This is a genomic window from Sphingobium sp. S6, assembly GCF_905120495.1.
Taxonomy (GTDB): Bacteria; Pseudomonadota; Alphaproteobacteria; order Sphingomonadales; family Sphingomonadaceae; genus Sphingobium; species Sphingobium agri.
The window spans coordinates 1-23,197 of the sequence record NZ_CAJHOG010000018.1; the positions used below are offsets into that span (position 1 = coordinate 1).

The 23,197-nt window shown below is 64.6% G+C and carries 25 protein-coding genes; 7 read left to right on the forward strand and 18 right to left on the reverse strand.

Features of this window, described 5'->3' with window-relative positions:
• From SPHS8_RS19135 to SPHS8_RS19220, 18 genes are all read right to left on the reverse strand, one after another.
• Nucleotides 1–1,133, reverse strand: a 1,133-nt coding sequence (locus SPHS8_RS19135) for an acyl-CoA dehydrogenase family protein (RefSeq protein ID WP_201516779.1), incomplete at its 3' end; no start/stop codon positions are given.
• Between the two features lie 3 nt (nucleotides 1,134–1,136).
• Nucleotides 1,137–2,339, reverse strand: a complete 1,203-nt coding sequence (locus SPHS8_RS19140; protein WP_097093827.1) for an acetyl-CoA C-acyltransferase — start codon at nucleotides 2,337–2,339, stop codon at nucleotides 1,137–1,139.
• 17 nt (nucleotides 2,340–2,356) lie between these two features.
• Nucleotides 2,357–2,797 carry a nuclear transport factor 2 family protein gene (locus SPHS8_RS19145; protein WP_236575273.1) on the reverse strand — a complete coding sequence of 147 codons (441 nt, stop codon included), beginning with the start codon at nucleotides 2,795–2,797 and terminating at the stop codon, nucleotides 2,357–2,359.
• A 5-nt stretch (nucleotides 2,798–2,802) separates the two neighbouring features.
• The gene (locus tag SPHS8_RS19150; RefSeq protein ID WP_201516780.1) at nucleotides 2,803–3,264 is read right to left on the reverse strand and encodes a MaoC family dehydratase; all 462 of its coding nucleotides are present in this window, start codon (nucleotides 3,262–3,264) and stop codon (nucleotides 2,803–2,805) included.
• A gap of 5 nt (nucleotides 3,265–3,269) precedes the next feature.
• On the reverse strand, nucleotides 3,270–4,061 hold the full coding sequence (locus tag SPHS8_RS19155; RefSeq protein ID WP_201516781.1) for an SDR family oxidoreductase: 792 nt from the start codon (nucleotides 4,059–4,061) through the stop codon (nucleotides 3,270–3,272).
• Entirely contained in the window at nucleotides 4,058–5,107 is a 1,050-nt protein-coding gene (locus SPHS8_RS19160; RefSeq protein WP_201516782.1) for an NADP-dependent oxidoreductase, read from the reverse strand. The genes SPHS8_RS19155 and SPHS8_RS19160 overlap by 4 nt, the downstream gene beginning before the upstream one ends.
• On the reverse strand, nucleotides 5,104–6,189 hold the full coding sequence (locus SPHS8_RS19165; RefSeq protein ID WP_201516783.1) for an acyl-CoA dehydrogenase family protein: 1,086 nt from the start codon (nucleotides 6,187–6,189) through the stop codon (nucleotides 5,104–5,106). The genes SPHS8_RS19160 and SPHS8_RS19165 overlap by 4 nt, the downstream gene beginning before the upstream one ends.
• Nucleotides 6,189–7,094 (reverse strand): SDR family oxidoreductase, encoded by a 906-nt coding sequence (locus SPHS8_RS19170; RefSeq protein ID WP_201516784.1) that lies wholly within the window; start codon nucleotides 7,092–7,094, stop codon nucleotides 6,189–6,191. Before SPHS8_RS19170 ends, SPHS8_RS19165 begins: the two co-directional genes overlap by 1 nt.
• A 6-nt stretch (nucleotides 7,095–7,100) precedes the next feature.
• A complete protein-coding gene (locus SPHS8_RS19175; protein WP_201516785.1) occupies nucleotides 7,101–7,754 on the reverse strand; it encodes a gamma carbonic anhydrase family protein in 654 nt (217 codons plus the stop codon).
• Nucleotides 7,755–7,762: 8 nt separating this feature from the next.
• Nucleotides 7,763–8,914, reverse strand: a complete 1,152-nt coding sequence (locus SPHS8_RS19180; RefSeq protein ID WP_201516786.1) for an acetyl-CoA C-acetyltransferase — start codon at nucleotides 8,912–8,914, stop codon at nucleotides 7,763–7,765.
• A complete protein-coding gene (locus SPHS8_RS19185) occupies nucleotides 8,907–9,953 on the reverse strand; it encodes an acyl-CoA dehydrogenase family protein (RefSeq protein WP_201516787.1) in 1,047 nt (348 codons plus the stop codon). The genes SPHS8_RS19180 and SPHS8_RS19185 overlap by 8 nt, the downstream gene beginning before the upstream one ends.
• A gap of 11 nt (nucleotides 9,954–9,964) precedes the next feature.
• The gene (locus SPHS8_RS19190) at nucleotides 9,965–11,119 is read right to left on the reverse strand and encodes an acyl-CoA dehydrogenase (protein WP_201516788.1); all 1,155 of its coding nucleotides are present in this window, start codon (nucleotides 11,117–11,119) and stop codon (nucleotides 9,965–9,967) included.
• A complete protein-coding gene (locus SPHS8_RS19195; protein WP_201516789.1) occupies nucleotides 11,119–11,868 on the reverse strand; it encodes an enoyl-CoA hydratase family protein in 750 nt (249 codons plus the stop codon). The genes SPHS8_RS19190 and SPHS8_RS19195 overlap by 1 nt, the downstream gene beginning before the upstream one ends.
• Before the next feature lie 18 nt (nucleotides 11,869–11,886).
• Nucleotides 11,887–12,978, reverse strand: a complete 1,092-nt coding sequence (locus SPHS8_RS19200; RefSeq protein WP_236575274.1) for an NAD(P)H-dependent flavin oxidoreductase — start codon at nucleotides 12,976–12,978, stop codon at nucleotides 11,887–11,889.
• Complete coding sequence (locus tag SPHS8_RS19205; protein ID WP_097093815.1) at nucleotides 12,975–13,877, reverse strand: enoyl-CoA hydratase; 903 nt, start codon at nucleotides 13,875–13,877, stop codon at nucleotides 12,975–12,977. Before SPHS8_RS19205 ends, SPHS8_RS19200 begins: the two co-directional genes overlap by 4 nt.
• A gap of 1 nt (nucleotide 13,878) precedes the next feature.
• Nucleotides 13,879–14,676 (reverse strand): CoA-transferase subunit beta, encoded by a 798-nt coding sequence (locus SPHS8_RS19210; RefSeq protein ID WP_201516790.1) that lies wholly within the window; start codon nucleotides 14,674–14,676, stop codon nucleotides 13,879–13,881.
• A gap of 14 nt (nucleotides 14,677–14,690) precedes the next feature.
• A complete protein-coding gene (locus tag SPHS8_RS19215) occupies nucleotides 14,691–15,590 on the reverse strand; it encodes a CoA transferase subunit A (protein WP_201516791.1) in 900 nt (299 codons plus the stop codon).
• Nucleotides 15,591–15,634: 44 nt separating this feature from the next.
• Entirely contained in the window at nucleotides 15,635–16,561 is a 927-nt protein-coding gene (locus tag SPHS8_RS19220) for a VOC family protein (protein WP_201516792.1), read from the reverse strand.
• Nucleotides 16,562–16,905: 344 nt separating this feature from the next.
• Between SPHS8_RS19220 and SPHS8_RS19225 the strand changes: the two genes are divergently transcribed.
• The 7 genes from SPHS8_RS19225 to SPHS8_RS19255 all read left to right on the forward strand — a co-directional run.
• Nucleotides 16,906–18,129 carry an acyl-CoA dehydrogenase family protein gene (locus tag SPHS8_RS19225; protein ID WP_328805350.1) on the forward strand — a complete coding sequence of 408 codons (1,224 nt, stop codon included), beginning with the start codon at nucleotides 16,906–16,908 and terminating at the stop codon, nucleotides 18,127–18,129.
• A 42-nt stretch (nucleotides 18,130–18,171) separates the two neighbouring features.
• Nucleotides 18,172–19,005, forward strand: coding sequence for an alpha/beta fold hydrolase (locus SPHS8_RS19230; RefSeq protein ID WP_201516793.1), 834 nt, complete (start codon nucleotides 18,172–18,174; stop codon nucleotides 19,003–19,005).
• A complete protein-coding gene (locus SPHS8_RS19235) occupies nucleotides 18,998–19,513 on the forward strand; it encodes a flavin reductase family protein (protein ID WP_201516794.1) in 516 nt (171 codons plus the stop codon). The genes SPHS8_RS19230 and SPHS8_RS19235 overlap by 8 nt, the downstream gene beginning before the upstream one ends.
• A gap of 71 nt (nucleotides 19,514–19,584) precedes the next feature.
• Nucleotides 19,585–20,289 carry a fumarylacetoacetate hydrolase family protein gene (locus SPHS8_RS19240; RefSeq protein ID WP_236575276.1) on the forward strand — a complete coding sequence of 235 codons (705 nt, stop codon included), beginning with the start codon at nucleotides 19,585–19,587 and terminating at the stop codon, nucleotides 20,287–20,289.
• 47 nt (nucleotides 20,290–20,336) lie between these two features.
• Complete coding sequence (locus SPHS8_RS19245; RefSeq protein WP_097093809.1) at nucleotides 20,337–21,284, forward strand: acetaldehyde dehydrogenase (acetylating); 948 nt, start codon at nucleotides 20,337–20,339, stop codon at nucleotides 21,282–21,284.
• Nucleotides 21,281–22,339, forward strand: a complete 1,059-nt coding sequence (gene dmpG / locus SPHS8_RS19250) for a 4-hydroxy-2-oxovalerate aldolase (RefSeq protein ID WP_201516796.1) — start codon at nucleotides 21,281–21,283, stop codon at nucleotides 22,337–22,339. Before SPHS8_RS19245 ends, dmpG begins: the two co-directional genes overlap by 4 nt.
• Before the next feature lie 65 nt (nucleotides 22,340–22,404).
• A partial coding sequence (locus tag SPHS8_RS19255) for a sugar phosphate isomerase/epimerase family protein (protein WP_201516797.1) occupies nucleotides 22,405–23,197 on the forward strand: 793 nt, incomplete at its 3' end.

Here is a 23,197-nt window from a genome sequence, read left to right on the forward strand (position 1 = left end):
GCGATGATGTTGCGCTGGATTTGGTCTGTGCCTGCGTAGATGGTGTCGGATCGTGCCATGAGGTACATGGTTGTGAGGCTGTCGAACCGTTCTTCGTTGATGCCTGTTTCGCCATGTTGTCCCATGACCTCCATGGCGAGTTCGCCGAGCGCCTTGTGCCATTGGGACCAGTAGAGCTTGTAGGTATAGGCCGCGCCGGTGAGGTCAGGGTTGTTTTCGCCGCCTGAGAGCATGCGCAAGGCGTTGTAGCGCATGATCTTGAGCCCGGCATGGGCCTTGGCGATCTTCTGGCGGGTGAGCGGGTCTTGTGCCGATCCATTGGCCTTGGCGATGGCGATGATGTCGTCGAGTTCGTTCCTGAACTGCATCTGCTGGGCGAGGGTGGATACGCCGCGTTCAAAGCCGAGGAGCGCCATGGCGACCTTCCAGCCTTCGCCTTCTGCGCCGATGCGGTCGATGGCGAGCGCTTCTGCGCCATCGAAGAACACCTCGGCGAACTCGGCCTCGCCGGTCATCTGGCGGATCGGGCGGGCATCGACCCCGGGCTGGTCCATGGGGACCATGAGGAACGAGAGGCCCTTGTTGCCGACGCTGCCTGGCTCTGTGCGGGCAACGACGAAGCACCAGTCGGCGATCGTGCCCATCGAGGTCCAGATCTTCTGGCCGTCGATGATGTACTTGTCACCCTCCAGGCGCGCCCTGGTCTTCACATTGGCAAGGTCGGAGCCTGCGCCGGGCTCGGAATAGCCCTGGCACCAGATCGCCTTGCCGGTGGCGATGTCGGGGAGGAACCTTGCCTTCTGCTCTTCGGTTCCGAGCGCGATCAGCGTCGGCCCGAGCAGTTCGACCCCAAGGTGCCCGGCGCGGGGCGGACCCTTGGCCCGGGCATATTCCTCGGCGAAGATGATCTGCTGCGCGATCGAGGCGCCCCGCCCGCCCCATTGCTCGGGCCAGCCAATGACGCTCCAGCGCGCCTCGCCCAGCGCTGCTTCCCAGGCGCGGCGCTCCTCGACATTGTCGACCTGGTTGGTCTGGCCGCGAATGGCCTTGAACGGGCCGGAGAGCTGCTCATTGAGCCAGCTGGCGGCCTCCTCGCGGAAGGCCTTGAGTTCAGGGGCGAAGGCAAGCTGCATGGATCAGGCGACCTCGAACAGACCGGCCGCGCCCATGCCGCCAGCGACGCACATGGAGACGACCACATATTTGACGCCGCGGCGCTTGCCTTCGATGAGGGCATGACCAACGAGGCGCGAGCCGGTCATGGCGAAGGGATGGCCGATGGCGATGCCCCCGCCATTGACGTTGAGCTTTTCAGGATCGATGCCGAGCGTGCGCTGGCAGTAGATCGCCTGGTTGGCAAAGGCTTCGTTGAGTTCCCACAGGCCAATGTCGTCGATCTTGAGGCCGGTGCGCTCAAGCAGCTTGGGGATGGCGAACACAGGACCGATGCCCATCTCGTCCGCACCGCAGCCTGCGACCTGAAAACCGCGGTAGATGCCGAGGATAGGGAGGTTTTCCTTCTGCGCGGTGGCAAGGTCCATGACCACCTGGGCCGAGGCGCCGTCGGAGAGCTGGCTGGCATTGCCGGCGGTGACATGCTTGCCTTCCTTGATGACCGTGCCGTTCTTGAACACGGGCTTCAGTTCAGCGAGCTTCTCATAGGTGGTGCCTGCGCGGATGCCCTCGTCCTTGGTGAGCGTCAGCTCTTCCTTGCCGGTCTCATTGCCTTCCTTGTCGAACAGGGCCTTGGTGACCGTGATGGGGACGATCTCGTCGTCGAACTTGCCCGCTTCCTGGGCAGCGGCGGCGCGCTGCTGCGACTGGGCGGCAAAGCGGTCCTGGTCCTCGCGGCTGATGCCATAGCGTTCCGCGACGATCTCGGCGGTCTCGATCATCACCATATAGGCGTTGGGATCGCGCGCCTTGATGAACTCGGAGCGGTTGCGGAAGGCGGGATAATGCTTGTCGATGGTGAGCGAGACATTTTCCACCCCGCCCGAGACGGCGCAGTCGATCTCGTTGGCGATGATGCCGCGCGCCGCGAACGCCAGCGCGTTGAGGCCCGAGGAGCATTTGCGGTCCATCGAGAAGCCGCTGGTGGTGTCAGGGAGGACCGATCCGTGGACGGTGAGGCGCCCGACATTGTAGCTCTGGGTGTTCCACTGGTTGGCGACGCCGAGATAGACATCGTCGACGCGGGCGGGATCGATGCCTGCGCGGGCGATGGCGGCGTCGACCACATGGGAGGACATGAACGGCGCTTCGGTGTCGTTGAACGCGCCGCGATAGGCTTTGCCGACGCCCGTGCGGGCGGTCGAGATGATGGCTGCTTCACGCATTGAACAAATTCCTTGGATTAAAAGCCGTGCATGTTGTTGGGGCCCCAGAAGGCGCGCATTTCGACGACCTCGTTCGCCTTGTTGAAGCGGAAGGTGTCGATGACGTCGATGCGCTTGGCCCCGCCATCATAATTGAGGTTCACCGAGAAGGGAAAGACCGCATAGTCGCCAGCGACCCGGACCGGGCCTTCGAGCTTCAGCTTCGCGCCGGTCTTCATCGATTCAGCGTAGAAGGCGCGGATTGCTTCGCGGCCCTTGTGGATGGGCGAGCCGATCGGGTCTTCGACCGTGGCGTCGGCGGCATAGAGGGCGGCGACCTGGTCGGCGCTGCCTGCTTCGAACGCGGCGACATAGGCGTTGACGGCGGCTTCCATCTTGATGGGATCGGGCATGGTCTTGGCTCCAACGGGACTGGTGGCGAGCAGGCTCAATGTGAGGGCGATGATGGCACGGGCCAAGGCCGCTATTCCGGAAAATAGCGGTTGATGGTGTCGACCACGCAGGCCGGTTTATCCTTACCTTCGATTTCGACGGTGACGCGGATCACCGCCTGGATGGCGCCGCCTTTGACCTCTTCGGCCGAGACGATCTCGCCGGTGCCGCGAATGCGCGAGCCGACCAGGACGGGATTGAGGAAGCGGGTCTTGTCCATGCCGACATTGACCCCTGCGGAAAAGCGCCGGACCTCGACGATCTGCGGCATGAACAGGTTGACGAGGGAGAGGGTCAAATAACCATGCGCGATGGTCGCGCCGAACGGGCCGTCTTTCGCGCGGACCGGATCGACATGGATCCACTGATGGTCGCCGGTGCAGTCGGCAAAGGCGTCGATGCGCGACTGTTCGATCGTCAGCCAGTCGGAGGTGTCGAGGCGGGTGCCCTCCTTGCCGAGGAGATCGCGCGGATTTTCAAAGATGGTTGCCATCTGCCTTACGCCCGCTGGCTCGAGACCGCGACGATTTCGCCGGTCATGTAGGAGGAGAGATCAGAGGCGAGGAACATCATGACATTGGCGATTTCCCAGACCTCGGCGGGGCGCTTGAAGGCTTCCTTCTCGACCAGCTTGTCCAAGGCTTCCTGGGTCGTCACCTTGGCGAGGAAGGGGTGCATGGCGAGGGAGGGCGAGACCGCATTGATGCGCACGCCATGTTCGGCCGCCTCGATCGCGGCGCAGCGGGTGAAGGCCATGACCCCTGCTTTTGCGGCGGCATAATGGGCCTGGCCCTTTTGCGCGCGCCAGCCAAGGACCGAGGCATTGTTGACCATGACGCCCGACTTGGCGGCGTACATGGAGGGGAGGAATGCGCGGGTCATGCGGAAGAGCGAGGTCAGCGTCACGTCGAACACGCGGGCCCACTGCTCGTCGGTCATGTCGACGATATCGGCCTCGCCGCCAAGCCCTGCATTGTTGATGAGGACATCGACCCGGCCCAGCGCGGCCAGGGAGGCGTCGCGCAGGGCCTGCACGGCCTCTTCGCTGGTGACGTCGCAGACGAACACAGCGGGCCGCTCGCAGCCGACTTCCTGCGCGATGCGGTCGGCCGCTTCATTGAGGCGGCGTTCATGGAAGTCGCTGATGAGGAGCTTTGCGCCCTCTTCGGCGGCGCGCTTGGCGGCGGCAAAGCCGATGCCGGTGCCGGCCGCCGCGGTCACGACCACGGTCTTGCCTTTGAGCATCCCCAAAGGCGTCGGATAGGGCGGCACGGGCGAGGTCGGGGTCATGCGGGGTCCTTCATGGTTGCTGCGGTCTTTGCCGTCAGATGATCGTCTGTGACAAGTATGATCTTGCCGCGCACATGGCCCTCGCGCACGCGCGCCATGGCGGCGGCGGCCTCGCTTGAAGAGAGGGTTTCAAGCGGCGGGGGCGTCATGCGCCCTTGCGCGGTGGCGGCGACGAGCGCGGCGAGATGGGCAGGCGCGCTTTCGTAACTGGCCGAGGCACGGGTGGCGGCTATGCCCTTGGCGGCGAAGCGCTCCGCATCGGGCAGCGCCTCGTGCGGCAGCATGGTTTCGATCGCGACATAGCGGCCGCCCGGACGGATGAGCGCGGCAGGATCGGCGATGCTGCCCTGGCCGACGGTGTCGAGGAGGAGGTCGACCCCTTCGGGCGCCCATTGAGCGACCTTGTGCGCCACATTTTCATGGCGGTAATCGATCGGGCAGTGGACGCCGAGGCTGGCGAGCAGGTCCTGGTTGACGGGGCCTGCGGTCGCGGCGATCTGGGCGCCAAGCTCCCGCGCGATCTGGATCGCCCAGAGGCCGGTGCCGCCCGATCCGCCATTGACGAGCACGCGCTCGCCGGGCGCCAGCTTGCCCTGGACAAGCAGGGCTTCGCGCGCGGAGATGCCGGGCACCGGGATGGTGGCGGCCTTGGCAAAAGAGAGGCTTTCGGGCAGGACGACCGCTTGGCCAGCCAGGCAGATGGCATAGTCGCCCCAGGTCCCGCCGCGCCCCAGCGGCAGGCTGGAGAGGAAGGCGACGCGCTCGCCCACTTGCAGCGCGCTCACCCCTTCGCCGAGCGCCACGACCGTGCCGGTGCCGTCAAAGCCGGGCACCAGCGGCAGGAAGCTGTCGGGCAGGAAGGGGAGGAAGCCCGCGCAGGCTTTCCAGTCGGCGGGGTTGACCCCCACCGCCGCGATCCGGATCAGCGCTTCGCCCGGGCCGGGCACGGGGACGGGCAGGTCGCGGGCGCGGATCGCCTGCGGCCCTGTAAAGCCGTCCATCGCCATGGCCTGCATGGTGGAGGGGAGGGCGGGCGCGCCCGTCATGCGGCGATCTTGTCTCCATCGATCAGCAGGGCAGCGAGCGCTTCGCGATGCTGTTCGGGCGTGCCGAGCCAGCTCGCGCAAGCTCGGGCGCGCTTGAAATAGAGATGGGCGTGATGTTCCCAGGTAAAGCCGATGCCGCCATGGAGCTGGATGGCATCGCCCGTGACCGAGCAATAGGCGTCCGACACATAGGCGCGTGCGGCATGGGCGGCTTCGGCCAGCTCTTCGCCGTTCTCATCGATTGCGGCGGCGGCATAATAAGCGGCCGAGCGTGAGGCTTCGACCAGCAGCATCATATCGGCGAGCATATGCTTGTAGGCCTGGAAGGAGCCGATGAGGCGGCCGAACTGGACGCGTTGCTTGGCATAGTCGACCGTGGCGTCGAGGCTGTATTGCATGCCGCCGGTCTGTTCAGCCGCGAGCAGGCCAGCGCCGATGGTCAGCGTGCGGTCGATCGCGGCTTTCGCGCTGCCGGGCGCGCCCAGGATCATGTCCGGGGTGACGGCGCAGTCGAAGGTCAGGGTTGCAAAGCGGCGGGTGCGGTCGAGCGCGGGCAGCGCCTCGATGGCAAGGCCCGGCGTGTTCGCTTCGAGGACGACCAGGCTGTCGTCGGCGGTGGCGACGATGATGAGCTGCGCGACATGGCCGAAGGTCACGAACTTGGCCTGGCCGGTCAAGCGGCCGTTCGACAGGGTGGGACGGCTTGCGGTTCCTGCAAAACAGGCGCGCGTGCCCGAGGCGAGACGGGGCAGCAGCGCCGCCTTCTGTTCCTCGCTGCCTGCCGCGAGTATGGCTTGCACGGCGAGCACGGCGGTTTCGAAGAAGGGAACGGGCGCAAGGACGCGGCCGGTTTCTTCCAGGACCAGCGCCATTTCGACCGCGCCCAGGCCAAGGCCGCCTTGGCCTTCCGGAATCATGAGCCCGGCAAAGCCCATTTCGCCAAGGCTGTTCCACAGGCTTTCATCAAAGCCTGTGGTGCCTTCGACGGCGGCGCGGATGACGTCCGGGTTGGCGGCGTCGGTCAGGAAGTCGCGGGCGGCTTCCTGGATCGCGCGCTGATCGTCGCTGAGCGCGAAATCCATCAGGCGGCTCCGTAAACCGGCTTGGCGGGCTCGCGGGTCTCAAGAAGCTTGCGCACGATGCCGTCCATTTCTTGTGGCTCGAGGCGCGCGCCCTTGTCGAAGGCGGGGCTGTCGGTCCAGCCCTGCGACAGGAAGACCTGCCCGCCCTTCAGCTCGAACACCTGGCCGGTGACGCCCTTCGACTGTTCCGAAACGAGATAGGCGACCAGCGGGGCCATGTTTTCCGGCGCGAACAGGTCGAACTCGCCTTCTTTCGCCTCCATGTCGAACGCGCCGGTATTGGTCATGCGGGTGCGGGCGTTGGGCGCGAGCGCGTTGGCGGTGATGCCGAGGCGGCCAAGCTCTGCGGCCTGCACCAGGGTGAGCGTCGCGATGCCGCCCTTGGCGGTCGAATAGGCCGACTGGCCGACCGAGCCTTGCAGGCCCGCGCCCGAGGTCGTGTTGATGATGCGCGCATCGACCGGGTTGCCCGCCTTGCTCTGCGCGCGCCAATATTCAGCGGCGTGGCGGCTCGTGCAGAAATGGCCGCGCAGATGGACGCGGATCACCGCGTCCCATTCTTCAGGGGAGCAGGTGAAGAACATGCGGTCGCGCACGAAGCCGGCATTGTTGACCACGGCATGCAAGCCGCCGAAGCTGTCGAGCGCCTGTTCGACCATGCGCTTGCCTGAGTCCCATTCAGCGACGTCGTCGGTGTTGGCGACGGCCTCACCCCCCATCGCCTTGATCTCGTCCACCACCTGCTCGGCCGCGCCCTTGGTCGCGCCTTCTTCGCCATGGGTGCCAACGCCAAGATCATTGACCACAAGCCTGCAGCCTTGCGCCGCGAGGCCCAGCGCATAGGCCTTGCCCAGACCATTGCCGGCCCCGGTCACGATCGCAACACGTCCTTCGCAGATACCCACGTCTTCTTACTCCTTGGCTATTTCTGTTTGCGCGGCGCGTTCCTCGCGCAGCTGTGCGGTTGCGCCCGAGAGGCGCACGGCGACCGCTTCCGATTGACTGCGCTGGCTAAGCCGCTCGGGGCTGGCCTGCCGCAGCGGCTGCGCTTCGACGAGGTCGGTCAAGGCTGCGCGGGCGAGTTTCTGATACTCCCCCTCGCCATTGTTGCGCCAGGTGACCTGGTGCGGCTCGAAGCTCTTGACCACCTTGGCGGGATTGCCCGCGACCAGGCTGCGCGGGGGCGTGATCGTATCGGACTTCACAAGGGCGAGCGCGGCGACGAGGTTTTCATCCCCGATGATGGCATTGTCGAGGATCACCGCGTTCATGCCGATGAGCGCATTTTCACCGATCTCGCAGCCATGGATGATCGACCCATGGGCGATGGTCGCGCCGCGCTTGATCACCGTGTCGCGCAGCTGGTTGGCATGCACCGTCACATTGTCCTGGATCGAGCTGTCGCCCTCCACCACGATCCTTCCGAAATCGCCGCGCAGGGAGGCGCCGGGCGCGATGAAGCAGCCCGGCCCGACGATCACGTCGCCGATCAGCGAGGCGAGCGGATGGACGTAGCTCGATGGATCGACGACAGGCGTGATCCCCTGATAGGCGTAGGCGGGCATGGCGCCTCTTACAATCGCTCGATGATGGTGACGTTGGCCTGGCCGCCGCCTTCGCACATGGTCTGGAGGCCATAGCGGCCGCCGGTGCGTTCAAGGGCATTCAAAAGCGTGGTCATCAGCCGCGCGCCGGTCGCGCCGATCGGGTGGCCGAGCGCGATCGCGCCGCCCTGCACATTGACCTTCTCATGGGGGATGTCGAGTTCCTTCATCCAGGCCATGGTGACGCTGGCGAAGGCCTCGTTGCATTCGAAAAGGTCGATGTCATTGAGGCTCATGCCCGCCTTCTTGAGCGCATATTGAGTGGCGGGGATCGGGCCGGTCAGCATCCATACCGGGTTGGCGGCGCGGACCGAGAGGTGGTGGATGCGGGCGCGGGGCTTGAGGCCATGCTCCTTGACCGCCTTTTCACTGGCGATGAGGAGGGCTGCTGCGCCATCGCAATTCTGGCTGGCGACGCCTGCGGTGATGACACCGCCTTCATTGACCGGCTTCAAGGACGCGAGGCCCTCGAGCGAGGTGGTGGGACGGATGGTTTCATCACGGCCAAGGCCCTCGAGCGGAGCCACTTCGGAATCGAACCAGCCATTGTCCCAGGCGGCCTGCGCGCGCTGGTGGGAGGCGAGGGCGAATTCTTCCATCGCCTGACGGCTGATGCCCCATTTGTCGGCGATCATTTCGGCCGAGCGGATCTGGTTCACCTCTTCGGTGCCGTAGCGCTCGACCCAGCCCACAGAGCCGAAAAAGGGGCTGTCGAAGCCATATTGCGCGCCTGCGATCATGGCGGCCATGATCGGGATCTGGTTCATCGCCTGGCTACCGCCTGCGACCACCAGGTCCTGGGTGCCGCTCATGACGCCTTGCGCGGCGAAGTGGACGGCCTGTTGGGAGGAGCCGCACTGGCGATCGACGGTGACGCCGGGGATTTCTTCCGGCAGGCCAGCGACCAGCCATGCGGTGCGGCCGATATCGCCCGCCTGGCCGCCGATCGTTTCGGTGCAACCCCACACCACGTCATCGACCCCTGACGGGTCGATGCCGGTGCGGGTCACCAGTTCCTTGATCGGGTGCGCGCCCAGATCGGCCGGATGGACATGGGCAAGGCTGCCCTTCTTGCGGCCGATGGGGGTGCGGACGGCGTCGATGATATAGGCTTCAGGCATTGGTCTTTTCCCGGGCGAAGGTCTGGTCCGGCCCCATGGGCTGGGTGAAGATGCGCGTGGCGATGCGCGCGCGGTGGTGGGCGGGCGTGCCCCATGTCTGGGTGAGCGCAACCGTGCGCTTCAAGAACAGGTGGACGTCCACCTCCCAGCTGTAGCCCATGGCGCCATGCACCTGGATCGATGCGCGGGCGGCCTTGTCGGCGGCTTCCAATGCAACGAGCTTGGCATGGCTGACGCGGGCGCGGGCCTGGGTGTCGCGCGCGCCGATCTCGGTGGCCGCCGCAGCGACTACGGGCTTGGCGAACTCGATTGCGACCTGGGCGGAGGCGAGATGATGCTTGACCGCCTGGTAGCTGCCGATGGGCTTTCCGAACTGCTGGCGTTCCTTGGCATAGTCGACGGCGAGGTCGACCGCGCGCTGTGCAAGGCCAAGGCCAAAGGCCGCGTTGAAGAGCGCGGCGCGGTCGAAGGCGAGGTCCCAGTCGGCCCCATTTTGGTTATTTGGCCCAAGCGGCGTTGCCTTATCCTTGCTCCATTCCACCGAGAACAAACGGCGGAAGGGATCGATGCTGGGTTGGGCGGTCAGCGTCACCTGGTCGGGGGTGGCGAGGAAAGCCTCGCCATCGGCATGCAGGATGATGCCGCCTGCGCTGTCCGCGTTCGCCACATAGGGATTGGCGGGATGCGCGATGGCGATCGTCGCGCTGGGATCGGCCAGCAGCGGATGATCGGGCGCAAGGGCGGCGAGCAGGGGGGCAGCGACGCCTGCGCTTTCGATGAGCGGCTCAGGCAGCGCGACATAGCCCGCCTCTTGTGCGATCAAGGCGAAGTCGGTCTCGGCAAGGCCGATGCCACCTGCTTCTTCTGGCAGCAGGACGAGGGTGAGGCCGGTTTCGACGATCGAGGCCCAGCGCGTGGGATCGATCGCTTCATTCGCTTCCATCATGCGGCGCCAATGGTCGGGCGTGCAGCTGTCGGCGAACAGCGAGCGCGCGGTCTCGGCGAACATCAGCTGTTCTTCGCTTAAGGTGAAGTCCATCTCAATTCCCCTTAGCGCGGCAGGCCGAGCATGCGCTCGGCGATGATGTTGCGCTGGATCTCGTTGGAGCCTGCATAGATGGGTCCGGCGAGCGCGAAGATATAGTCGTCGATCCAGTCGACGGGATTTGCGTCCGGCGCTTCATGGGTCAGTTCCGCCTGGGGCCCAAGGATGTTGAGCGCGGTTTGCGTCAGATGAATGTCGAGCTCGGACCAGAAGATCTTGTTGGTCGACGCTTCAGGCCCGATCTTCGCGCCCGCCATGAGGCGCGAGGCGGTCTGGTAGATGTTGAGCGCATAGGCGTCGGCATTCATGTGCGCGCGCACGACATCGGCTTCGAGGTTGGGGTCCGCCGTCTCCTTGTGGGCAGTCCACAGTTCGGCAAGCTTCTTCGCCGCCACCTGGTAGCGGGCGGGCGAGCGCAGCATGAGGCCGCGTTCAAAGCCTGCGGTCGCCATGCAGATGTGCCAGCCCTGGCCCTCTTCGCCCAAGCGATTGAAGGCGGGGACGCGGACATTTTCCAGGAAGATCTCGGCAAAGCCGACATGGCCGTTGATCTTCTTGATCGCGTTCACTGTCACGCCCGGCGCATTCAAGGGGAAGAAGATGAGGCTCATTCCCTTGTGGCGCTCCGAGCCCGGCTCGCGGAACAGGCCGAACGCCCAGTCGGCGAACACCGCGCGGCTCGACCAGATCTTGTGACCGTTCAAAATATACTCGTCGCCCTCGCGCACGGCAGTCGCGCGCACGCCCGCCAGGTCGGAGCCCGCCATCGGTTCGGACCAGGCCTGCGCCCAGATTTCCTCGCCTGACGCCATCTTGGGCAGGAAGCGCTGCTTTTGCTCATGGGTGCCGAACTCGATGAGCGTCGGCCCCAGCAGGAAGATGCCATTCTGGTTGACGCGGCCGGGCGCACCGGCGCGATAATATTCTTCCTCGAAGATCAGCCACTGGATGAGGTCGAGGCCGCGCCCGCCATATTCGCGTGGCCAGGTGACCATGCCCCAGTCGCCGGACTTGAGCGTCTTTTCCCATTGCCGGTGCGCCTCGAAACCCTCGCGCGTCGCGTCGAAATGTTCGAGCGGCTCTGATGGCACATGGGCGTCGAGCCAGGCGCGCACTTCGGCGCGGAACGCTTGCTGCTCGGGAGTATAAGTCAGGTCCATCAGAATTTCGCCGCGCCCTTGTTTTCCACGAAGGCGTCGCGCGCCTTCTGGCTGTCTTCATGCATGTACATTTCGAGCGTGAAGCCCTGCTCGATCCGGTAATGGGCCGATGGGTCGGTGGGCTCGATGAGGTTCAAGGCCTGCTTGGCGATGACGAGCGCTGCGCGGCTCTTGGATGCGATCACCTCGCAAAAGGCGTAGGCTTCTTGCCTGAGATTTTCGAGCGGCACGACCTTGTGGACCGATCCGTGGCGGTAGGCGTCTTCCACCGGGATGCGGCCGCCGGTGAAGAAATTGGCGCGCACCATCTGGACAGGGAGCATGCGGCTCATGAAGGCAGCGCCCCCCATCGCGCCGCGATCGATCTCGGGCAGCGAGAAATAGGCGCCTTCGGCCGCGATCAGCGCATCGCAGGCGCCCGCGATATTGACGCCGCCGCCGATGACGAAGCCATGGAGCGCGCCGACCACGGGAATCGCGCATTCGCGGATCGCCTTGAAGGTCAGGTAATTATCCTTGTTGAGCTTTGCGATGCGCTCGGGATGCGCCTGCATCTCCTTGATGTCGACGCCGCCGCAGAAACCGCGGCCCTCGGCGCGGATCAGGATGACCTTTACATCCTCGTTCGCCGCTGCCTCGTACACCATGGCGGGGATCGACTCCCAGCCCTTGGTGTCGAAGGCGTTGACCGGGGGATGGTCGAACAGGATTTCGGCGATGGCGCCGTTGATGCTGAGCGTGATCGGCATGGGTCTTGTCCTTCTTTCTCAGGCGGCGCTGGCGGTTTGTCGGCCCATCGCGGCGAGCGCTGCGAGGCGCTCATGCGCTTCGGCGACGATGCGGTCGACCAGCTCCTGGCAGGTCGGGATCTCGCCGATCCGCCCGCCGACGACGCCGGTCGCCATCACGCCCTGTTCGATGTCGCCCTCGACCACCGCCTTCTGGATCAGCATCGGCATGGTCGCGGCCATCATCGCCTGTTTCAAGGGCATCGCGCCATGGGCGGTCATGCCGCGTGCGGACTTGATGAAGTCCATCCAGCTCGCGCCGGTCTGCTTCTTCATCGCCATGCCCGCCTCGATCGCGCGCAGCCACATGGCCAAGGAGCCGGACTTCTCGATCCGGTCCATGAGGCGGGTGCGCACCATCCGCTGGGGGATGCCGTCGAGCTTGGTGGTGACGACGATGCGGTCGGTCGAGGCTTTCAAGTATTCCGCCTTGGCGCTGTCGGGCACCGGGCTTTCCTTGGTGAGCAGGAAGCGCGTGCCCATGGCGATGCCGACCGCGCCATAGGCAAGGGCAGCTGCAAGGCCGCGTCCATCGGCAAAGCCGCCGCTGGCGATCACCGGCACCTTGACCGCATCGAGCACCTGGGGGAGCAGCACGGTGGTGGGGACGGAGCCTGTATGCCCGCCGCCTTCGCCGCCCTGGACATTGACCATGTCGACGCCCAGCTCCACCATCTTCTGCGCATGCTTGACCGCGCCGACGGTGGGGACGCACAGGATCCCTGCATCCTTGAAGCGGCCGATCATCTTGGCATTGGGACCACGGCCGAAGCTGACCGCGCGCACCTGATCCTTGTTGGCGAGGATCAGCTCGACAATCTGGTCAGCGCCGGGCTGAAAGCTGTGGAAATTGACACCGAAGGGCTTGTCGGTGCCGTTGCGGACAGCGAGGATCTTCTCGCGCGCTTCGTCCGGGGTCATCACCGCGGCGCCGAGGAAGCCGAAGGCGCCCGCATTGCTGGAGCCGATGACGAGGCTCGGCTCGGCGACCCAGCCCATCGCGGTCTGGATGATCGGCCAGCGGCAGCCAAGCCGCTCGGTCATGATCGTGTGCAGCGGATCGCCCATCATTCGCTCGCCTGTTTCTTATTGGCCTCAGCCATCTTCTTGGCGTCGAGCCCCGCGATCGAGCTGCCCTGGACGAGGTCATTCTGGGCATGGGCGAAATGGTGCATATGATATTGCGCCTCCATCGCGTTCCTCTTGCCCATCAGCTCCTCGACATGGTTGATCGCCTGCTTGGTCAGCCAGTTGCCAAGCCGGGGTTGCGCGACGAGCTTGGCCGCCATGGCCGCGACGGTTTCGCGCAGCGCTTCGCGCGACACGATCTTGTTCACCATGCCGAACTGCTCGGCCCTCTGCGCGCTCATCCGCTCGCCCAGCAGCAGGAATTCCTTGGCGACGCGCGGGGGAAGCTCATAGGCATGGGCGAAATATTCGACGCCCGGGATGCCCATGCGGTTGACCGGGTCCTGGAAGAAGGCGTCGTCGGTGGCGACGATCAAATCACACACCCAGGCAAGCATGAGCCCGCCCGCGACGCACGCCCCTTGCACCATGGCGATGGTGGGCTTGGGCGCGTCGCGCCAGCGCCGGCACATGCCGACATATTGCTCCTTCTCGCGGGTGTAGAGCAGTTCGGCCGCAGGCTTGTTGACATGGCCGGGCACCAGCAGCCGGTTCTCGAAATGCTGGTGCACGTCGCGGCCGGGCGTGCCGATGTCGTGGCCTGCCGAAAAATGCTTGCCGTTGCCGCCCAGCACGATCGCGCGCACATCGTCATCGTTCACGGCGCGCACGAACGCGTCGTCAAGCGCATAGGTCATCTGGCCGTTCTGGGCGTTGTTGAAGCCCGGGCGGTTCATCATGATCCATGCGACATGATCGATCACCTCATAGGTGACCGGCTCATCCGTTTCGTAAACAATGTCGACCTGCTGCGGTTCGACCAGGCGGTCGGTCTCGTTCATCTCAGGCTGCCCTTCTGTCTCCGGCCGGGTTGTCCTTGAACACGGTGGCCCGGACATTGTTGGGGTCGATCTTGGCGATCAGCTCCAGCTGCTCGGCCGTCGGCGCAGGCGTGGTCGGGATTTCCCCTTCGACCTTCGCCAGCGGGAAGCCCGTATTGTCCTGCACTTCCTCGAAGGTGACGCCCGGATGCAGCGAGATCACGCGGATCTGGTGATCGGGGCCGCCGAAATCCATCACGCACAAATTGGTGATGATGCGGCGCAGGTCCAGGCCCTGGGGCGGAGCGCCATTGCGGTAGCGCGCCGGGTTGTAGCCCGCCATGCAGACGAAATCGACTTCGCCTTCCACGAACGCACGCTTGTTGTGGTTCGCAAAGAAGAAGCTGTTGGGGTGGCTGATCGAATTGCCGGGAAAACCGCGCGCGCCGAGCATCGCCGCCTTGGGCTTCTTGTGGTCGCCGATCACCGAGATGTTCGCCTGGCCATAGCGGTCGATCTGCACCGGGCCGACGAGCGCATGGCGGCGGCCGCTCCAGAGCGCGGAGAAGACGCGGTCATAATTGGCGATGCCTTCGAACTCGGGCTCGGCGGTGCGCTTGCCCGGGCCGACGGGCTCGCTCGTATACCAGGCCTCGCCATCGGTGGTCTGGATCGCGGGCGCGAAGGAGAGCTTGGCAAGGCCAGCGCCGATGCGGGGGAGGGGGCCGATGCCGGTCGCCATCACCTCGCCATCATCGCGCCAGACTTCGGCGCAGGCGACGATGACGAGTTCAGCGAGCGAATAGCTATTCTGGGTCATGTTCGGTCTCGCTCTTAGTAAATGGGGACGGGAAGCTGCTTGACGGCTTCTTCGCCGCCGATTGCCGCCTGATAGTCCGCTTCGGACACGTCGATATATTTCGCCTTGTAGTCGGCCCAGGCTTCGGGCGAGGCGGCGCTTTCGACATAGGTCTTGATGTGCTTCAAATCGAGCTGATAGTCGGGATCAGCGCTGGTGGGGTGCGCGCCGAGCGGCGCTTCAGCGACGCCGGTGATCATCGCCCGCTCGACAAGGTTGTAGCGGCTGTTCTTCTTCATATCGAGCTCTGCGGTCGGCACGATCTTCTCGACCGTCACATAGCTCTTGCCTGCAGCGCGCACGAGCAGTTCATCGAAGATCGGATCGACCGAGAGGGTGAGGATGTTGCCGCGCTCGTCGGAACGGTGGGCGTGGATCAGCGCAATGTCGGGGACGAGCGCTGGCATGGCGACGAATTCCTCGCCATCGGCATAGGGGCTCTTCACGAATTTGAAGTCGAAGCCCGACTGGTTGATGATGTCGGTGCCGATGCCGACGCGGGTCGGCAGGAAGGGCAGCTTCATGGCGCCTGCGCGCAGGCCCCAATGATACATGCCCTCGTCCAGTTCCAGCACCTCGAAGGCACCGGCCTGGCGGGCGTTGCGGAAATGGGGCTCGAGCGGATAATGGTCGAGGCTTGCAAAAGCGAAGACGAGCTTACGGATCTTGCCGGTGGCGGCGAGCAGGCCGATGTCCATGCCGCCATAGCCCGCCATGAGGGTCAGGTCCTTCAGGTTCGACCGGGCGATGGCTCGGATCAGCGCCATGGGCTTGCGGCGCGTTGCCCACCCGCCGATGCCGATGGTCATCCCGTCGGAAATCTGGTCGACGATGTCGTCGACGCTCATGCGCTTGTCGAGCATAATGTCAGTCATCCTTTTACGTCAGTCTCGTCCGGTCCCGTGCGCAGTCCTGCCAGTCAGTCCTGTTCATGGGCCCATTTATGGCCCCAGTCGCTTACCGCGAGGCTGGTGGTGGGGACCCATGTGTCGGGGTCTATTACCAGGCCGTTCCAGCCATATTCGATGTCGAAACCGCCTGGTGTCTGCATGTAGAAAGAGGTCATCTTGTCGTTGACATGGCGGCCAAGGCTCGCCGACAGGGGAACTTTGCCCTTGCTCTTCAAGACCCGGTCATAGGCGCGGCCGACATCCTCGAGGGAGCCGACCTCCAGCATCATGTGCACAGCGCCATTGGGGCTTTCGGGCAATTGCCCCAGCGCCAGGCTGTGGTGGCGCGGGTTGCAGTGCATGAAGGCAAAGCCCACGCCCGGATCATCCTCGCCCCCGCCCTGGAGGTAGAAGCGGCCAAGGTCGGTGTCGCCAAAGCCCATGACGTCCCTGTAGAAGTCGTGGGTTTCCTCGAAATTGGGGGCGGTGAGCACGACATGGCCCATCCCCATGTCGCCGTCCGCGCCGCCATCGCTGCCGGTCACGAAGCGGCTGACGCCTGCGGGCGAGGTGAAGGGGGCATAGTCGACGAAGCGGCCGTAGAAGAGCTCCATCGGGTTGCCCGCAGGGTCCGACGAGCGGGCCAGTTCATAGACCTGCCGCGCGCGCGCCTCCATGACGCCCGCGCGCGTCACCGGGCGGCCTGCCGCCTCGAGGCGGGCCAGCACCGATTCGAACGCCTCGCGATTCGCGCATTCCCAGCCCGGCGCCACGAAACGGTCGGCCGCGCCCTTTTCCACCCACAGGCGGTAGGGCCGGTCGTCCATGCGGAAGAGCGCCACATCCTCGCTGGGCGAAGGCGCTGCCATCAGCCCTGCGATATTGCAGGCAAAATCCTGCCAGCGCCCAAGGTCCTGCGCCTCGATCACCACATAGCCCAGGGATATCACTGCCATTTTAAGCACCTCGCCCTATCTTCCCGTACCAAGGGGTCTTCCCGTCTTTTACGGGCCTTTCCCATGTTTCCGGCCATCATCTCTGCCCAAGCGTTGCAAAATGGCCTTCCCCATATGCACAGGGCCCATACGCATGAGGCAGGCGCTGCTGCCCTTGTTCTGCGCCTGGGCCTGGGGAGGCGCGTTAAGCGCGCTCAACGAGCTTATGGCAATTCGTTCCCGATCCGCCTATAAGCAACGGCCCAAATGCGCAAGCCCTGTTTGCCTTGACAGTTTGCGTAACGGGTATTTATATAAACTACGCATATGGCAAATCTGAAGCAGAGTCGCCTACAATGGAGAAGATGATGACTGGGGCAGTAGCAAGCCGACCCATTGACGAGGCGAATGCAGGAATAGCTTCGCCCGAAAGCCTGATCGCCAAAGCCAAGGCGATGATCCCGGTGCTGCGGGAACGCGCCCGGGCCTGCACCATCGCTCATGACGTGCCGCCCGAGACCGTTGCTGAGATGAAGGCGGCAGGCTTCTTCCGCGTGCTCCAGCCCAAGCGCTATGGCGGCTATGAGATGCACCCCAATGTCTTCTTCGAAATCCAGAAGGCGCTCGCTGAAGGTTGCATGTCGACAGGCTGGATCTACGGCGTCCTTGGCTGCCACCCCTATGAACTCGCCCTCTTCCATGACGAGGCGCAGAAGGAAGTGTGGGGCGAGGACCCCGACATGCTCGTCTCCTCCACCTATCAGCCGGTCGGCAAGGTGGAAAAGGTCGATGGCGGCTTCTACCTCTCGGGCCGCTGGGGCTTTTCGTCGGGCTCCTCCCACTGCGGTTGGGTGCTGCTTGGCGCGATCAATTTCGACACCGATGGTGGCCCGCCCGACATGCGCACCTTCCTGCTGCCGCGCTCCGACTATCAGGTGATCGAAGGCACCTGGGACACGTTCGGCCTCCAGGGCACTGGCAGCTTCGACATCGTGGTCGAGCGCGTCTTCGTGCCCGAACACCGCACCCACAAGGCAAGCGACGGCTTTGCCGGCACCAATCCGGGCCAGGAAACCAACACAGCGCCGCTCTACCGCATCCCCTGGGCGCAGCTCTTCATCCGCTCGGTCTCCAGCGCCGCCTTCGGCGGCATCCGCGCCGCGACCTCGGCCGCCATGGAGATCATGGGCAGCCGCGTCTCGACCAACACCGGCAAGGCGTCCAAGGCCGACCCCAATCTCCACGCCGCCATCGCCCGCGCGATTGCCGAGACCAACGAGATGGAGCTCACCCACCGTACGACCTTCAACGAGTTGATGGGTTATGCCGAGCGTAACGAGCCCGTCCCAATGGAAAAGCGCGCGCTCTTTGCCTACCAGTCCGCCAGCGTCGTGCGCCGCATGGCCGAGCTTGCCGACGGCATGGTCAAGCTTTTGGGCGGCCGGGCGATCTACATGTCGAGCCCGATCCTCCAGCCTTGGCTCGACCTCCACGCCGCGCGCGCCCATGTCGCCAACGATCCGGCCAACCGCACCAGCGACGTCATCGGCACGATGAATGGTGAACCGCCCGCCTTCACCTTTATCTGATCGCGCATATGGCATCTGGCACAGGCAAAAAGAGGATTGCCCATGGGCAGTGAATTGATCCGCAAGACCTATAGCGTTGCGGGCGGATATGAGATTTCGATCGCGGAAATCGCAGGGGCGCCGGCCGATGCCCCGACCGTCATCTTCATCCATGGCAGTGGTCCTGGCGCATCGGGCGCGTCCAACTTCCGCAACAATGCGCAAGTCTTCGCTGACGCTGGCTATCGCGTCATCCTGCCCGATCTTATCGGCTATGGCGCCTCGTCGAAGCCCGAAGCCGACTATCCGCTCGAACTGTTTACGCAGACCCTGCTCGATGCCCTTGCCCAGCATGGGATCACAGGCGGCCACCTCATCGGCAATTCGCTGGGCGGCGGCATCGCCCTCCAGATCGCGCTCGACCATCCTCAATTTGCCGTCGGCAAGCTCATCCTGATGGCGCCCGGCTGCGTGGCGGAACAGGCGAGCTATTTCACCATGCCCGGCATCGCCAAGATGCGCTCGGGCTTTGGCAGCCCGGAATTCAATGTCGAGGAACAGCGCCGCCTCATCGGCAACCTCATGCACCCCTCTTCGGCCCATCATGTGACCGATGCACTGGTCGAGGAGCGCTTCGCCGTCGCGCGCACCCAGCCCAAGGATGTGCTCGCCCGCGTCAAGACCCCCAACCTTGGCCCGCGTCTCGGTGAGGTTGCTCAGCCGATCTTCGTCCTCTGGGGTCTCAATGACGAATTCTGCCCCGAAAGCCACGCGCGGCTCTTCCTCGATGCTTGTCCCGACGTGCGCTGCCTCACCTTCTCGCAGACCGGCCATTGGGTGCAGGTCGAGCGGGCTCAGGAGTTCAACCGCTATTCGCTGGACTTCCTGAATGGCTGACCCCGCGCCTGCGCCATCCGTGCCGGTTCCCGAGCCCGTGGACGTCACCATGGGCCTCAAGGGCGCGATGCGCCGCCTGCCCTCGGGCGTGGCGATCGTCACCGCGCTGGGCGAGGGCAAGGCGCCGGTCGGCATGGCCGCGACCTCGATCACCTCGCTCACCATGGACCCGCCAGCGGTGCTCGTCTGCGTCAACCAGACAGCCGGCATCCACGCCCATCTCTCGCCCGGCTGCCCGGTCAGCATCAACCTCCTCTCGCGCCATCAGCGCGAGGTGTCGGCAGCGTTCGGCGGCGCGGTCGCGCGCGAGGCGCGCTTTGGCGTGGGGCAATGGACCGCCGATCCCCATGGCCTGCCGATCCTCGAAGAAGCGCAGGCCAACCTCTCCTGCACGATCGAGAGCATGACCCCCTTTGGCACGCACAGCATCGTCATTGCACGGGTCAAGGCGGTGCGCCTCAGCGACGCGGTCGATCCCCTCATCTTCCAGGACGGAGCCTATCTGTGAGCGACCTTAATAACCAGCTTGCAGAGGAGCTCTACCAGGCGCTGCGGGACAAGCGCACCGTGCCGCCGCTGATGGCGCGCCATCCTGAGCTCACCATCGATGACGCCTATGCCATCTCGCTGGGCGCGCTCGAACGCCGCAAGGCCGATGGCGAGAAGGTCATCGGCAAGAAGATCGGCGTCACCTCAAAAGCCGTGCAGGACATGCTGGGCGTGCACCAGCCCGACTTCGGCTTCCTCACCGACCGCATGTATATCGAGGGCGACATCGATGTCGCGGCAAACGGCCTCATCGCCCCGCGCGCCGAGGCCGAGATCGGCTTCATCCTGAAAGACAGCCTCAAGGGGCCGGGGGTGACGGCGGAAGATGTGATCGCCGCGACGGACAGCATCGTCCCCTGTTTCGAGATCGTCGACAGCCGCATCCAGGACTGGAAGATCGGCATCGTCGATACCGTCGCCGACAATGCGTCCTGCGGCGTCTATGTGCTGGGCGAGGCGCGTGTGAACCCGCGCGACCACGATCTTCCCAATCTCCACGTCACCGTCACCAAAAATGGCGCGCCGCTCAGCGAAGGCTATGGCCATGCGGTGCAGGGCTCGCCTGCGCAAGCGGTCGCCTGGCTTGCCAATACGCTGGGCGCCTATGGCGTTACCCTGGAGGCTGGCGATGTGATATTGTCGGGCAGCCTGGTGCCACTCGAACCGGCAGCGCCAGGCGATGTGTTCGAGATGCAGCTTGCAGGGGTTGGCAGCTGCACCGCGCGCTTTATCTGAATATCGAAGTGGGCATCGCCCGGTCGCGATGCCATGAGGAGTAAGTAATGACGGGCAAGGTCAAGGCGGCGATCATCGGGTCGGGCAATATCGGCACCGACCTCATGATCAAGATGATCAAATATCCCCAGAATATGGAACTGGTGGCCGTGGTCGGCATCGACGAAAAGTCCGAAGGGCTCGCCATGGCGCGCGAGCGCGGCGTCGCCACCACCCATGAGGGCCTTGAAGGCCTCATGAAGATGGACGTTTACCCCGAGATCGGCATCGTGTTCGACGCGACCTCCGCCTATGCCCACAAGGTGCATGACGAAGCGCTGCGCAAGGACGGCAAGCAGGTAGTGGACCTCACCCCCGCCGCGATCGGCCCCTACACCATCCCCACCGTCAACGGCGAAGCCAATCTGGACGCGGGCAATGTCAACATGGTGACCTGTGGGGGCCAAGCAACGATCCCGATGGTCGCTGCGGTCTCTGAGGTCGCGACCGTCCATTATGCCGAGATCGTGGCCTCGGTCTCCTCGCGCTCCGCAGGGCCGGGCACCCGCGCCAATATCGACGAGTTCACCCGCACCACCGCTGGCGCCATCGAAAAGGTCGGCGGCGCAGCGCAGGGCAAGGCGATCATCATCTTGAACCCGGCCGAACCGCCGATGATCATGCGTGACACGGTGTTCACCCTGTCCGAAGGCGCCGACGAAGAGACCATCCGCGCTTCGGTCGAGGCGATGGTGAAGAAGGTCCAGGCCTATGTGCCGGGCTACCGCTTGAAGCAGGAGGTGCAGTTCGAGCGCTTCGGCGACAATAACAAGCTCACCATCCCGGGCCGCGGCGAGTTCACCGGCATCAAGACCATGATCCTGCTCGAGGTCGAAGGGGCGGGCGATTATCTCCCCAGCTATTCGGGCAATCTCGACATCATGACCGCCGCCGCCAAGGCGACCGGCGAGCTGCTCGCGCAGCGCATCGCAGAAGGAAAGAAGGTGGCGGCATGAGCGCCGAGATCAAAGCTCCGTTCAACGTTGAAGCGGGCGACAAGCTCTATATCCAGGACGTGACGCTGCGCGATGGCATGCACGCCATCCGCCACATGTATGGCATCGACCATGTGAAATCGATCGCCAAGGCATTGGATGACGCAGGCGTCGACGCGATCGAGGTCGCCCATGGCGACGGCCTCAATGGCGCGAGCTTCAACTATGGCTTTGGCGCGCATACCGATTGGGAATGGCTCGAAGCGGTTGCCTCGGTGCTGACCAGGTCGGTTCTCACCACGCTCATCCTGCCGGGCGTCGGCACGGTCGAGGAACTGCGCCGCGCCTATGACATCGGCGTGCGCTCGGTCCGGGTCGCGACCCATTGCACCGAAGCCGACGTCTCGAAACAGCATATCGGCATCGCCCGCGACCTTGGCATGGACGTGTCGGGGTTCCTGATGATGAGCCATATGATCGACGCTGAAAAGCTCAGCGAACAGGCGCTGCTGATGGAAAGCTATGGCGCGCAGTGCGTCTATGTGACCGACAGCGGCGGCGCGCTCGACATGGATGGGGTGAAGGCCCGCCTCGAAGCCTATGACCGGGTCTTGAAACCCGAGACCCAGCGCGGCATCCACGCCCACCACAATCTCAGCCTTGGCGTCGCCAACTCGATCGTCGCGGCGCAGTGCGGCGCGGTGCGCATCGACGCCTCGCTCACCGGCATGGGCGCGGGCGCCGGCAATGCGCCCTTGGAAGTGTTCATCGCCGCTGCCGACCGCAAGGGCTGGAACCATGGCTGCGATGTCAACGCGCTCATGGACGCGGCCGAGGATCTCGTGCGCCCCTTGCAGGACCGCCCGGTCCGGGTCGACCGCGAAACCCTGGCGCTCGGCTATGCCGGGGTCTATTCCTCCTTCCTGCGCCATGCCGAGAAGGCCGCCGAAACCTACGGCCTCGACACCCGCACCATCCTGGTGGAACTGGGCCGTCGCAAGATGGTCGGGGGGCAAGAGGACATGATCGTCGATGTCGCATTGGACATGCTGAAAGAACGCGCAACAGCGGCCTGACATGCCGCCGGGCGCGTTCATTCGCGCCCGGCATCGCTCGCACGCAAATCCCAGGAGGAGAGGATATGGCCGACAAGCGCCTGTCGCTCGACCATATCACCGTCACCGACACCACCCCCTGGCAGCTGGCGCAGATCGCCGCAGAGGTGGGGTGTGAAGGCATCTGCCCGTTCCTCCATTCCATGGAGGTGCTGCCCGCCATGCCGCCCTACGACCTGGTGCGCGATCCCCAGGCGCTGCGCCAGACCCGCGACGCGCTCGCCGCCACCGGGGTCAAGGTCGACCTCATCTACCCCTTCACCATGGCAGGGCGCACCAACCCCCAGGACTTCGTTCCCGCGCTTGAAACCGGCGCAGCATTGGGCGCGCCCCTTGCCAATGTCCTGTGCTACGACCGCGATCCCAATCGCCGCACCGAAAGGCTCGTTGAACTCGCCGAACTCGCCGCCCCGTTCGGCATCGCCCTTGCAATCGAATTTTATCCCCCCTCCCAGGTCCGGACCCTCAGCGCCGCCCTCGAGGAAATAACCCGCGCCGGCCGCCCCGACATCAAGGTCACAGCCGACCTCCTCCACATCATGCGTGGCGGCGAAGCAGACACCAGCATGGCGCTCCTCCGCCACCCCGCCATCGCCATCGCCCAAATCTCCGACGGACCCGCAACCATCGATCCATCCCAGATCGAACATGAAGCCGGCATCCAGCGCCTCCTCCCCGGACAAGGCAGCTTCAACATCACAGCGTTCGAACAAACCCTAAACCCCAACACTCCACTCAGCGTCGAAATACCACAGCAAAAACAAATAGACGCAGGAACAACACCACAACAACGCGCACAAAATGCGGTGGATTGCGTGA

Bases quoted from the DNA above. Each gene is read 5' to 3' on its own strand.
- SPHS8_RS19175 (WP_201516785.1), bottom strand. From the start codon at position 7,754: ATGCCCGCCTACGCCTATCAGGGGATCACGCCTGTCGTCGATCCATCG.
- SPHS8_RS19160 (WP_201516782.1), bottom strand. From the start codon at position 5,107: ATGACGGGCGCGCCCGCCCTCCCCTCCACCATGCAGGCCATGGCGATG.
- SPHS8_RS19190 (WP_201516788.1), bottom strand. From the start codon at position 11,119: ATGGACCTGACTTATACTCCCGAGCAGCAAGCGTTCCGCGCCGAAGTG.
- SPHS8_RS19205 (WP_097093815.1), bottom strand. From the start codon at position 13,877: ATGAACGAGACCGACCGCCTGGTCGAACCGCAGCAGGTCGACATTGTT.
- SPHS8_RS19235 (WP_201516794.1), top strand. From the start codon at position 18,998: ATGGCTGACCCCGCGCCTGCGCCATCCGTGCCGGTTCCCGAGCCCGTG.
- SPHS8_RS19215 (WP_201516791.1), bottom strand. From the start codon at position 15,590: ATGACTGACATTATGCTCGACAAGCGCATGAGCGTCGACGACATCGTC.
- SPHS8_RS19225 (WP_328805350.1), top strand. From the start codon at position 16,906: ATGATGACTGGGGCAGTAGCAAGCCGACCCATTGACGAGGCGAATGCA.
- SPHS8_RS19210 (WP_201516790.1), bottom strand. From the start codon at position 14,676: ATGACCCAGAATAGCTATTCGCTCGCTGAACTCGTCATCGTCGCCTGC.
- SPHS8_RS19140 (WP_097093827.1), bottom strand. From the start codon at position 2,339: ATGCGTGAAGCAGCCATCATCTCGACCGCCCGCACGGGCGTCGGCAAA.
- SPHS8_RS19185 (WP_201516787.1), bottom strand. From the start codon at position 9,953: ATGGACTTCACCTTAAGCGAAGAACAGCTGATGTTCGCCGAGACCGCG.
- SPHS8_RS19230 (WP_201516793.1), top strand. From the start codon at position 18,172: ATGGGCAGTGAATTGATCCGCAAGACCTATAGCGTTGCGGGCGGATAT.
- SPHS8_RS19155 (WP_201516781.1), bottom strand. From the start codon at position 4,061: ATGACCCCGACCTCGCCCGTGCCGCCCTATCCGACGCCTTTGGGGATG.
- SPHS8_RS19195 (WP_201516789.1), bottom strand. From the start codon at position 11,868: ATGCCGATCACGCTCAGCATCAACGGCGCCATCGCCGAAATCCTGTTC.
- SPHS8_RS19200 (WP_236575274.1), bottom strand. From the start codon at position 12,978: ATGATGGGCGATCCGCTGCACACGATCATGACCGAGCGGCTTGGCTGC.
- SPHS8_RS19245 (WP_097093809.1), top strand. From the start codon at position 20,337: ATGACGGGCAAGGTCAAGGCGGCGATCATCGGGTCGGGCAATATCGGC.
- SPHS8_RS19150 (WP_201516780.1), bottom strand. From the start codon at position 3,264: ATGGCAACCATCTTTGAAAATCCGCGCGATCTCCTCGGCAAGGAGGGC.
- dmpG (WP_201516796.1), top strand. From the start codon at position 21,281: ATGAGCGCCGAGATCAAAGCTCCGTTCAACGTTGAAGCGGGCGACAAG.
- SPHS8_RS19180 (WP_201516786.1), bottom strand. From the start codon at position 8,914: ATGCCTGAAGCCTATATCATCGACGCCGTCCGCACCCCCATCGGCCGC.
- SPHS8_RS19240 (WP_236575276.1), top strand. From the start codon at position 19,585: ATGGCGCGCCATCCTGAGCTCACCATCGATGACGCCTATGCCATCTCG.
- SPHS8_RS19220 (WP_201516792.1), bottom strand. From the start codon at position 16,561: ATGGCAGTGATATCCCTGGGCTATGTGGTGATCGAGGCGCAGGACCTT.
- SPHS8_RS19165 (WP_201516783.1), bottom strand. From the start codon at position 6,189: ATGGATTTCGCGCTCAGCGACGATCAGCGCGCGATCCAGGAAGCCGCC.